The sequence below is a fragment of the Nonomuraea rhizosphaerae genome (assembly GCF_019396405.1).
Classification (GTDB): domain Bacteria; phylum Actinomycetota; class Actinomycetes; order Streptosporangiales; family Streptosporangiaceae; genus Nonomuraea; species Nonomuraea rhizosphaerae.
Map to the genome: position 1 here is coordinate 1 of NZ_JAHKRL010000302.1, position 10,936 is coordinate 10,936.

The 10,936-nt window shown below is 71.5% G+C and carries 12 protein-coding genes; 8 read left to right on the forward strand and 4 right to left on the reverse strand.

Going from position 1 to position 10,936, the window contains the following annotated elements:
- The 8 genes from KME77_RS15270 to KME77_RS15305 all read left to right on the forward strand — a co-directional run.
- A partial coding sequence (locus tag KME77_RS15270; protein WP_443679516.1) for a thiolase C-terminal domain-containing protein occupies nucleotides 1-400 on the forward strand: 400 nt, incomplete at its 5' end.
- Nucleotides 401-403: 3 nt separating this feature from the next.
- On the forward strand, nucleotides 404-802 hold the full coding sequence (locus tag KME77_RS15275) for a Zn-ribbon domain-containing OB-fold protein (RefSeq protein WP_219467416.1): 399 nt from the start codon (nucleotides 404-406) through the stop codon (nucleotides 800-802).
- Nucleotides 803-1,578: 776 nt separating this feature from the next.
- The gene (locus KME77_RS15280; protein WP_308250711.1) at nucleotides 1,579-2,301 is read left to right on the forward strand and encodes a GntR family transcriptional regulator; all 723 of its coding nucleotides are present in this window, start codon (nucleotides 1,579-1,581) and stop codon (nucleotides 2,299-2,301) included.
- 202 nt (nucleotides 2,302-2,503) lie between these two features.
- On the forward strand, nucleotides 2,504-3,106 hold the full coding sequence (locus tag KME77_RS15285) for a GNAT family N-acetyltransferase (protein WP_219467420.1): 603 nt from the start codon (nucleotides 2,504-2,506) through the stop codon (nucleotides 3,104-3,106).
- Between the two features lie 155 nt (nucleotides 3,107-3,261).
- Nucleotides 3,262-3,960, forward strand: a complete 699-nt coding sequence (locus KME77_RS15290) for an alpha/beta hydrolase (RefSeq protein ID WP_219467423.1) — start codon at nucleotides 3,262-3,264, stop codon at nucleotides 3,958-3,960.
- Nucleotides 3,961-4,149: 189 nt separating this feature from the next.
- A complete protein-coding gene (locus KME77_RS15295; protein ID WP_219467424.1) occupies nucleotides 4,150-4,554 on the forward strand; it encodes a hypothetical protein in 405 nt (134 codons plus the stop codon).
- Nucleotides 4,555-4,606: 52 nt separating this feature from the next.
- A complete protein-coding gene (locus KME77_RS15300; protein ID WP_219467425.1) occupies nucleotides 4,607-5,212 on the forward strand; it encodes an alpha/beta fold hydrolase in 606 nt (201 codons plus the stop codon).
- 75 nt (nucleotides 5,213-5,287) lie between these two features.
- The gene (locus tag KME77_RS15305) at nucleotides 5,288-5,968 is read left to right on the forward strand and encodes a copper homeostasis protein CutC (RefSeq protein ID WP_219467426.1); all 681 of its coding nucleotides are present in this window, start codon (nucleotides 5,288-5,290) and stop codon (nucleotides 5,966-5,968) included.
- Here the strand turns inward: KME77_RS15305 and KME77_RS15310 are convergent.
- From KME77_RS15310 to KME77_RS15325, 4 genes are all read right to left on the reverse strand, one after another.
- Nucleotides 5,965-7,107 carry a DUF6986 family protein gene (locus KME77_RS15310; protein WP_246609797.1) on the reverse strand — a complete coding sequence of 381 codons (1,143 nt, stop codon included), beginning with the start codon at nucleotides 7,105-7,107 and terminating at the stop codon, nucleotides 5,965-5,967. The genes KME77_RS15305 and KME77_RS15310 overlap by 4 nt on opposite strands.
- Entirely contained in the window at nucleotides 7,104-8,408 is a 1,305-nt protein-coding gene (locus KME77_RS15315; RefSeq protein ID WP_308250710.1) for an FAD-dependent oxidoreductase, read from the reverse strand. Before KME77_RS15315 ends, KME77_RS15310 begins: the two co-directional genes overlap by 4 nt.
- Before the next feature lie 114 nt (nucleotides 8,409-8,522).
- Nucleotides 8,523-10,004, reverse strand: coding sequence for an AMP-binding protein (locus tag KME77_RS15320; protein WP_219467427.1), 1,482 nt, complete (start codon nucleotides 10,002-10,004; stop codon nucleotides 8,523-8,525).
- Between the two features lie 64 nt (nucleotides 10,005-10,068).
- Nucleotides 10,069-10,936 (reverse strand): hypothetical protein (locus KME77_RS15325; protein ID WP_219467428.1); only part of this gene is annotated, 868 nt, incomplete at its 5' end.

The window sequence follows — 10,936 nt, forward strand, 5'->3', positions numbered from 1 at the left end:
GGCCCCCCCCCCCCCCCGCCCCCCCCCCGCCCTGGCCCCCCGCCTGTACGCGCAGGCGGGACTCGGGCCGGCTGACATAGACGTCGCGGAGCTGTACGACTGCTTCACGTACTCGGTGATCGTCCAGCTGGAGGACTACGGCTTCTGCGCCAAGGGCGAAGGCGGCCCGTACGTCGCCTCCGGCGCCACGGCCCTCGGCGGAGAGCTGCCGATCAACACGCACGGCGGCTTCCTGTCGGAGGGCTACGTCCACGGCGTCAACCACATCGCCGAGGCCGTCTCGCAGCTGCGGGGGGACGCCGGCGACCGCCAGGTCACGGGCGCCGAGGTGGCGCTCTCGACCGCCCAGCCCGGCTACATCCTGCCCGCCACCTCGGCTCTCCTGCTGACAAGGGGCTGATCCATGTACGGCAAGCTGCGCCCGGCGCCGGACCGTGACTCCGCGGCCTGGTGGGAGCGGCTGGCCCGGCACGAGTTCGCGGTGCAGCGCTGCGACGGCTGCCAGGCGGCGCGTTTCCCGCCGAGGGCGTTCTGCCCGGCCTGCCGTACGGAGGGCTGGCGATGGGAGGCCGTGGAGCCCGAGGGCACGGTGGAGAGCTGGATCGTCAACCATCAGGCGTTCGTGCCCGGGGTGCGCGAGCCGTACGTGGTGGTGCTGGTCAGGCTCGCCGCCGTCCCTGACTGCCTGCTCCACGGCGGGTGGGCGGCGGACGGTGAGCCGGCGTACGGACAGGCGGTCCGAGGGGTTTATGCCGACATAGACGATGACCTGGTGCTTCTTAACTGGAGGCCAGTCAGATGACACCTTTCCCCGTGAAACCCCCCGCAACAGCAGCAAGTCGGCAACCATTGGTAGGAATCAGTCCTACGCTGGACGTCCACCCTCTTGAAGGCCAGACCCCACCCTTCGAGATCGGGGTTCCCATAGCTGGCGCGGGTCTGTCCTGCCGGAAAGACTGGTGGGAAAGGCCGCGAAACACCGTAAATGCTGAGAAAAAGGAGGAACGCGCGCCCTGGCGGGCGTGGGGGACCCGCCAGGACGCGCTTCCTGCCCCGTGTGCGGCGGCGCCAGGACTCCGGCGAGGGATGGAGTCCTAGGCCGAGTGTTCGCACACGGAGTTCGTGGGGGAGTGACCCTCTTTCGAGGACTCCGGGTGTCGGTAGTGGTCGCCAGTGCGTTGGGCCGCACCGACGGGGTCATCGATCGGATGTGCGACGGTCGCGCCCTTCTGTTTCCAGATGAAGGATCCGTCTTTGCACCACGCAGTCAGCTCGGTCAGCACGGACAAACCGTTCCCGTTGCTCCGGTAGGTGTGGGCGAACCCCTGGCGATGCGACGCGTAACGCAGTAAACGTGTTGCTTCGCAAGGGTCATGCCAGGGCAGGTATGGCGTACCCGCGCGGACCGGCAACACCGACCCTCACCTCCTACCGGCCTTTCGATGGATTTGTACCAACGATTGGATGATGGGCCTGTCAAGGGGGTCAGGTCAAGGGGTTGTGGCCTAGCAGAACCAGATCGTCTAAATTGTTGGAACAAAAGGGGTGAAAGTGGCAAGGTCGGTGCTGTATCAGCTGGTGGCTTCGGAGTTGAGGAGAGCCATCTACTCCGGTGTACTCGGCCCCGGGGCGCAGCTGCCGACTGAGGCTCAGCTCATGGAGGACCATGGAGTGAGCCGCAACACTGTCCGACTCGCCCTCGGAGAGCTGGTCAACGAAGGACTGGTCACGCGCACGCCGCGACGTGGCACGGTCGTCCGGGACCGCAGACCGCTGCTGATCTATCCGCAGCGGGAGCTGGAGCCGCAACCGTCGGGCGAACTGCGGGAAGCTTTCGCGTTCGCCGTGACCGAGGAAGGCCGCGCGCCCAGCCAGTACATCGAGGTCTTGACCGTCTCTCCGGCCGAGGAGATCGCCAGCCGGCTCGAGCTGGCCGAAAACGAGCTCGCGGTCGTCCGGCGGCGCCTGCGGTTCGTGGACGGCCAGCCGTACAACACCAACGACTCCTACTTCCCGCGCGACCTGGTCGCCAACTCGGAGATCGCCCGGCCGGGCGACATTCCCCGGGGGGCGAACCGGGTGCTGGAGGATCTCGGACACGAGCAGGTGCGGGTGGTGGACGACATCTGGGCCCGAATGCCCAACCAGGAAGAAGCCGAGCGGCTCCAGCTGGAGCTCGGTACGCCGGTCATGGTCTACATCCGGGTTGGTTACGACAACGGCGACACACCGGTGCGTGTCGCGGTGTCGGTGCTCCCCGCCGACAAGCACTTGATCAGATACGAGCTCGACCGCCGCTGAGCGAGCTCGTTTGGGGGTGATCCCACACCGGCCGCCCATCTCGAGCCTCCCGCCTCGATGGGCGTGAGGGAGTCCTGCGCGCTCCCTTAAAAGCACCATTTCTCCATATATGTCGGCTCTTACCCCCCGTGCGATACAGCGCGCACTTTGATCATTACGTTCTGTGATCGCATGGACACATCATGCTACGAAGGGTTTTACCGTGCTTTCGAACACCCTGCTCCACCCGCTCGCTCTCCGCCGGGCAGACGAGACCGATCTCCCCGGCGTCCTGAGGCTCCTCGCCGACACCTCCGAATGGCTGCACTCCCAGGGTGTGCGCCAGTGGCCGCGGGGCGGCTTCGGCCCGGAGCGGATCGAGCCGCTCATCGCCGAGCGGGTGCTCTACCTGGTGGACGACGAGCTCCGCTATCTCGAACTCGACGACGCGGCCCCGCCCGTCGCCACCATCGCCGTGGACGGCCACGCCGACCCCGAGTTCTGGCGCCCGGGCGACGACCCGGGTGACGCCCTCTACGTGCACAAGCTCGCCGTCGCCCGCCCGTGGTCGGGCAGCGGGCTCGGCGACGCCCTGCTGGACTGGGCCGGCGCCATGGCCTACGACCAGGGCCGGACCTGGCTGCGGCTCGACTGCGCCAAGGCCAACCAGCGGCTGCAGGCGTACTACAGCAAGCACCGCTTCCGTCACCTGCGTACGGTGGACCTGCCGCACCGCTCCTCCGGCGCCCTGTTCCAGCGGCCCGCGGAGGGGGCGCTGACGACGGCGTTCCGCGACCTCACGATCGCCGAGCTGATCAGCGCCTGACGCGCGCGGCCGTGCCCGGCCCGCTCCGGGCGGGCACGGCCACCGGCCCCCTGCGACAGAGCCCCGCATAGACGCCCGGATCTATGGCCTGTCTAGATCGTCCTGTCATCCTGGCCGTGCTCGCGGCCACGTGTGACGGACAAGGAGGGCCCACGATGACAGACCTGAACCGGCGGGGCGCGCTGGTGCTGGTGCACGGCGCCTGGCACGGCCCCTGGTGCTGGGACCGGCTCGAACCCGAGCTGGAGAGCCGCGGCTGGAGCACCTCGAAGGTCGACCTGCCGAGCACGTCCGGGAACCCGGACGCCGGCATGTACGACGACGCGCGGGCCGTACGCAGGCACCTGGAGGCCGTCGACGGCCCCGTCACCGTGCTCGCCCACTCCTACGGCGGCGTCCCGGTCACCGAGGTCGCCGAGAGCCTGCCGAACGTCGAGCACGTCGTCTACCTCGCGGCGCACATGCTGAACGTCGGCGAGGCCGTGACCACGCCCCTCGGCGGGCCCTGGTTCCCGCTGGAGGCCACGATGGTGCAGCCCCCGGAGCCGCCGGAGGAGTTCTTCTACCACGACGTCCCCGCCGCCCGCGCCGAGGCGGCCGTCTCCCTGCTGCGGCCGCAGAGCGCCCGCTCCTTCACCGACCCGCAGACCCGGGCGTCGTGGCGGAGCGTCCCATCGGCGCTGATCATCTGCGAGGACGACCGGAGCCTGCCCGAGGTGTTCGTGAAACGGCAGCTCACGATGGCCGGAGTGGTCCGGCGCCTGCCGGGCGGCCACTCCCCGTTCCTGTCGCGGCCCGCCGACCTGGCCGACGCCGTGGACGAGGTGACGCGCGCCCTCGCCGCCGACGGCTGAGCGTCTGAATCCGCGGGTGGGGTGGCCCCGGTCGGGTCAGGACGGCGTGTCAGCCGCCGCGTCAGGGCGGCGACGGTCCGGTGTCAGGGTGCTCGGTGATGGTTGACCCATGAACGGAACGGCCACCGCGGCCCCCAAGGGCTCCGGCAGTCGTCCAGCCACCCGAATCACGATCTGAAGGAGCACCCCATGACCATCAACCTCACCGACCAGGACAAGCTCACCCTGCGCATCGCCGCCTGGGGCGCCGTCTCGCTGATGTCCGCCGCCGGCGCCGCCGGCTCGGCCCACAAGGTCGCCACCGAGGGCTCCATCGCCCTGACCTCGGCGACCGGCCCGGTCGGGCACGTGCTCACCAAGGCGCCCAAGGGCATCAAGTACGGCAAGTCCGTCGCCGACCTGGCCGACCAGGTGCTGCCGGCCCTGACCGAGTCCGTGAGCCTGCTCAAGCAGCAGGACCCGGCCGAGGCCGACAACTTCCGCCGCACCGTCACCGTCGCCCTCGACGCGGCCGCCAGGATCCACGAGGGCGAGCCCAGCCCCACGCTGGCGGAGATGGCCCGCAAGATCAACGAGGCCCTCGACGCCGCCTGATGAGGCGCGACCCGCACGGCCGCAGTCCGTCACGGGGTCCTTCCCGGACCCCGTGACAAGGGCAGCGGCCCTCAGGTCGTCATCGCCGGGCCGCGCCCGTCGCGACGGCGCCAACCGTCCAGCAGCACCCGCGCTCCTCGACCCCCAGGACCGCGTACAGGACGCAGCACTGCAGCTCCACCCCGCTGCCCTCCTCCCACCGCCGCTGCCGCGCGGTCAGCCGATCCGGCTCCAGCACCCGCCGCGCGCCGACGCCGGGAGTCGACGGTCTGACCCTGTTTTCGATGCACGGCCGACCGGCGCGCTCCGCCTCGACACCGGCGACCCCGACCGGCGCGCGGCCATTCGCGAGACCTTCTACGGCGACGTCGATCCCGCCACCGCCCACGCGGCGATCAGCCTGCTCACGCCGGACGCGCCCGCCGCCGTCACCACCGAGGCCCTCGCGGTGACCGCCGAACGCTACGGCGGCGTCCCGCACACGTACGTGACCTGCGCGAAGGACAACGTGATCCCGGTGGCCCTGCAACGGCGTCTCGTCCGCGAGATCGACGGCGTGTCCGCCACGCGCACCCGCGTCGTGGAGCTGGACTGCTCGCACTCGCCGTTCCTGTCCCGGCCCGCGGCGCTCGCGGAGGCGATAGCGGACGTCTGGTGAACCCCGGCGGGCTTTCGCGCAGGTGGCGGCACACTTTCCGGCACAACTGGACACAGCACCATATAACCTCTCCCCATGACCGGATCCCTCCTTGAGGTGATCGCGCTCGACGTGCGCGACGCCGTGGCCGCCGAGCAGGGCGGCGCCGACCGTCTGGAGGTCGTGGCCGACATGGCGGCCGACGGGCTCACCCCCGAGCCGGAGACGGTCGCCGCGATCGCCGCGGAGTGCCCGCTGCCGCAGATGGTGATGCTGCGCCGCGAGGCCAACTTCACCGCCGGGCCCGAGGTGGTCGAGCGGCTCAGCAGGGACGCCAAGGCGCTGGCGCAGGCGGGGGCGGCGGGGTTCGTGTTCGGGTTCCTGGACGAGGACGGGGTCGTCGACCTGGCCGCCACGGAGGCGCTGATCCACGCGGTGTCGCCGCTGCCGTGGACGTTCCACCGAGCCGTGGATCACGCGGCCGACGTGCAGGCGTCGTGGCGGGCGGTGCGGCTGCTGCCGAACCTGGCCACGGTGCTCACCGCGGGCTCGCCCAAGGGGGTGGGGCACGGGCTGCCGCTGTTCAAGGCGCGCTGCGACGCGGGGGACGGGTCGATCATCCTGGCGGGCGGCGGGCTGAAGCCGGCCTACGTCCCCACGCTGCTGGACCACGGGATCCGGGCCTTCCACGTCGGGTCGGCCGTGCGGCAGAGCTGGTCGTCGCCGGTGGAGCGCAACCTGGTCAGCCGGTGGCGCGCCCTGGTCGAGCGCGACTAGGACTGTCGGACCGGCAGGTCGAGGGCGGCGTCCGCGCGCCGGAGGGCCGCCGTCAGCGTCCTGATCGTGGCGGGCTCGTCCATGACGCCGCCGGCCGTGCGACGTTCCTCCCACGCCCGTACTCGCTCCCGATAGGCGTCGTAGCGCGCCAGGTGGAAGGCGTACACGGTGGCGAAGCGGCTCACCAGGTGTGACGGGTGCATGTCCCACCCCTGGTAGAAGCCGTGCGCGAGCGAGTGCCCGACGAGCGCGGAGTGCCGCCGCCACAGCGCCCGCACGTCCTCGGCGGAGCCGGAGGCGGGGGAGGCGGCCAGGGAGCCGTCGGACAGCTCCACGCCGGTGCCCGAGAAGGCCGTCTGCATCACGTGCCGGGCGTGGTCGCAGGCCGGGTGGTCGAGGCGCTGCTCGTGCGGCGGCAGCCCGATCGCCGCCGTGTAGTCGAAGACGCCGAAGTGCGCCGCCGCCAGCCGCTCCCCGAACGACTGGCCGCGCAGGAACAGCACCGTCTGCGGCGCCTCCACCTGCATCTCGAAGCGGAGGGCCATGCCGAGCGCCTGCTCCAGGCGGGCGAGGACGTCGGTGAACTGCCCGACGTAGGCCTCCATGAGCACCTTCGGGAACGTCACCCGGAAGCCGTCCGGCAACGACCCCGCCCGGTCGATCACGCCACGGACGAACAGCTCCAGGGTCCGCACCGACCGCTCGGGGTCGCCGTCCGCGAACGACTTCACCCGCAGCCCCCACCGCCGTGGCAGCACTCCCGCGGCGCGCATCCCGGCCACCGCCGCGACCGCCTGCGCGACGTGGCCGTCCTCCTCGCCGGGCCGTACGCCGTACCCGTCCTCGAAGTCGATCCGCAGGTCCTCGACCGGCTCCTGGGCGAGCTTGCGCAGCAGGCGCTCGTGCACGCCGGCGGCCAGAGGGGCGGGCGTCCCGAACACGTCCGCGAGCGAACCGGGGGCGTGCAGGTGCTCCTTGACCAGGGCGAGCGCCTGCGAACCCCACGTGGCGACCGTGTCCGCGGACACGCGGTCGGCCGGGACGTACACCGTGTGCACCGGCTGCCACGCCGGCTCACGTTCGGGATAGCGGGCGCGCTGGAGCCGGTGGGCGTCCTCGAAGCCCGGGACGACCGTCAAGGCCGGCAGGCCCGGATCATGGCCTCCAGGCCGACGAGCTTGACCCGCTCGCCCCGGCCCAGCGACTTGGCCAGGTCGCCCTCGGCCGCCTCGATCGCCAGCCATTCCTCGTACGTTATCGGCCGCACGCCCCTGCGCGTGAACAGCGCGTCCACCGCCTCCGCCGACCCGATCCGCTCGTGTCCCTCCAGGTCGGACAGGAGGGTGCGCACCGTCTCGGCGGCGTCGGACTTGTTGGTGCCGATCACGCCGGTCGGGCCGCGTTTGAGCCAGCCCGCCACGTATTCGCGCTCGCGCACCCGTCCGGCCTCGTTCGGCACGGTCATCGACCGCTCGGAGAACGGCACCCCGGGCAGCGGGACGCTCTGGTAGCCGACCGAGCGCAGCACCATGCCCACCGGCAGCGTCTCGAACTCGCCCGTGCCGACGACCCGGCCCTCCTCCGACAGCCGGGTGCGTTCGAGCCTGAGCCCTTCGACCCGGTCGGTGCCGAGGATCTCCACCGGGCGCAGCCAGAAGCGCACGTCGAGGCGGCGCGGACGGCCGACGGGACCGCGCGCCGCCCACGACTGCAGGACGTCGATGTTGCCGCGGATCTGGCGCGGGAAGTCGCCGCCCAGGACCACGGCCTCGTCGTCGCGCACGCAGACGTCGGCGTTGGCCAGCTCGCCCAGCTCGCGCAGCTCCTTCAGGGTGAACTTGGCGTGCTCGGGCCCGCGACGGCCGATCATGTGGATGGCCTTGACCTGGCTGTCGCCGAGGCGTTCGAGCACGTCGTGGGGCACGTCCGTGGAGCTCAGCTCGTCGGCGGTCTTGGCCAGCACGCGTACGACGTCCACGGCCACGTTGCCGACGCCGATGACCGCGACCTCGGGGCTGTCGAGCGTGAACGCGTCGGGGGAGACGTCCGGGTGGCCGCAGTACCAGTTGACGAAGTCGGTGGCGGCCACGCTGCCCGGCAGGTCCTCGCCGGGGATGCCGAGCCGCCTGTCGACCATGGCGCCTGTGGCGTAGACGACCGCGTCGTACGCGCCGAGCAGGTCCTCGACGGACAGGTGGTCGCCGAGCGTGACCCCGCCGAGGAAGCGGACCTCGGGAAGTTCGAGCACTTTGCGCAGGTAGTTGGCGATCGACTTGATCGACGTGTGATCGGGCGCCACGCCGTATCTGACCAGTCCGTACGGCGTGGGCAGGCGTTCGATCACGTCGATCCCGACGGGTTCGCGCGCCTGTTTCACCAGGGCCTCGGCGGTGTAGATACCGGCAGGGCCCGACCCGATGACCGCCACGCGCAACGTCACGCTGCCTCCTCTATGTCGGCGATTGTGTTACACGGGGCATGCGTCCCACCAGATATAACCGGGCATTGTGCACGTTGTATCCCCGATCGCCGCCGCGGCTGAACCTTTCCCCGGTCAGCCAGTAGCTTGAGCGCGCAGGGCGATCTTGTCCAGCTTGCCGTTGGCGTTCGTGGGCAGCGTGTCCACCACGATTACCCGCTTCGGCACCTTGTAGTTGGACATATTCGCTTTTGCCCAGGCCAGTACTGCTTCGGGGTCGACTGTCGCCCCGGCGCGCGGCACCACGTACGCCCAGCCCGCCTCGCCGGACACCGGATCGGGCACCCCCACCACGGCCGCCTGCCCCAGCGACCCCTCGCGCAGCAGCAGTGACTCCACCTCGGCGGGGGAGACGTTGAAGCCGTTGACGATGTACAGCTCCTTCTTGCGGTCCACGATCGCGAGGTTGCCCGCCGCGTCGAGCACGCCGATGTCGCCCGTGTGCAGCCAGCCGTCCGCGTCCACGACCTCGGCGGTCCTGGCGGGCTCGTCCCAGTAGCCGCGCATGACGCCGTACCCGCGCTGCAGGATCTCACCGCGCTCCCCGGCCGCGACCTCCTTGCCGTCGTCGTCGACGATCCGCACCTCGATGCCCGGCACGACCCGGCCCGTCGTGGCCGCGATCACCTCGATCGGGTCGTCCTGCCTGGTCATGGAGACGACCGTGCCCTCCATCAGCCCGTACGCGTTGATCATGCGTTCCAGGCCCACCCGCCCGACCAGCCGGGTGATCATCGCGGACGGCACGGCGGCGGCGCCGCAGATGGCCACGCGCAGCGACGACACGTCCCAGTCGCCGCGGTCCAGCTCGTCCAGCAGCCGGTGGAACAGCGTCGGCGGCCCGGCCAGGACGCTGATCCGTCCCTCGGCGATCAGCGACATCAGCGCGTCCGGCGTGAACGTCCTGATCGGCATCATCGTCGCCCTGCGCAGCACGCACGCGATGAGCCCGGCGTTGAGCCCGAAACCATGGCTGAACGGGGCGATCACCGGATAGCGGTCGTGCTCGCCCAGCGTGACGATCTCCGCCCAGTCCCAGTAGCCGCGCAGGACCTGGGCGTGGTCCAGCATCACGCCCTTCGGCGTCCCGGTGGTGCCGGAGGTGGACATGATCTCGCACAGGTCCGCGGGCCGTACGGCGAGCGCCCGCTCCTCGACCTCGGCGTCACCCCGCTCGCCGCCCTCCTCCGTCAGGACGTGGCGGGGGGCGGTCCCCGGCGGCAGAAGCCCGGCGAGCACCACACCCTGCGGCCCCTCGCCCGTGACCAGCACCTCGGCGCCGACCTTCGCGATCATCGCCGCCGCCTCCAGGCCCTTGGCCCGCGACGACAGCGGGACCAGCACCGCGCCCGCGTCCCAGACGCCGAACGCGTGCACCACCCAGGACGGGTCGTTCAACCCCCAGACGGCCACCCGGTCGCCGGGCCGCACGCCGAGGTCCAGCAGCCGCCGCGCCACCCCGGCGGCGCGGGCGCGCAACTCCGCGAGCGTCACGCGGGTGCCGCCGTCGGCGATCACAACCGTGCCCGGGTGGCGTTCCGCCTGGTCACGCAGCATGCGGGGGAGCGTTCCCCAGTCCGGCACCGGTTCCACAGCCACTACCTCCGGGGGGTCGAGCCGTTCACACGATGAGCGCCCGGTCGCGTCCGAGATGGTGGCCGCGCTGGTCGTTCAGCACGCCGCCGCCCGCCGCCTCTGCGGCCTCCGGCGCGATCTCCACCTCGATCGAGATCGGGGTCAGCGCCTGGACCGCCTGCTGGACGCGCTTGCGCCACATCGGGTTGCGCACGAGGCTGTCGCGGCCGAACGTGACCGTCAGCACCGCCGCGTCGAGCGTGCCCTGCCTGCTGATCGCCAGCTCCCACCGGGACACGCCGTCGATCTTCGCCAGCGCCCTCTCGACGCGCGGCAGCGACAGCCAGACGCCGCGTACCAGCACGTGCTCACCGACCGTGTGGGCGGGGGCGGGCAGGCCGCCCTCGGACACGCGGGCCACCTGCCCGGTGCGCAGCACCGCGTCGCCCAGCGCCGAGTGACCGGGCCGGGTGATCGCCAGCTCGCCGAACTCCGACGACGGCTGGAGGACGTCCTTGCTCAGCGAGGCCAGGTGCAGCAGGCCGTCGGCCAGCGGCGTCAGCGGGTCGTCCTCGGCCGCCCGCCAGGCCAGCGCGCCGCCGCCGAACGGGTCGGCGTACACCTCCGTCACCCGGGCCTCGAACTCGCCGGCCAGGTGGCTGATCGTCCGCTTCGAGGCGATCTCGCCGGTCAGGACGATGTGCCGCAGCCCCAGATCCAGCGGGTCCAGCAGGAACTCCAGGTGCAGCCGCGCCAGCAGGTCCATCGCGCCCGTCGGCGTGGCGACCAGCGTGGTGGCCTTCAGCGCGGTCAGCGCGTGGATCAGCCGCATCCGGCCGCGCGGCCCCACGGACGCGCCGGCCGCCGCAATCTCCGCCGCCGCGCCGGCCCCCAGCCCCCCGACGGGCTCGGCC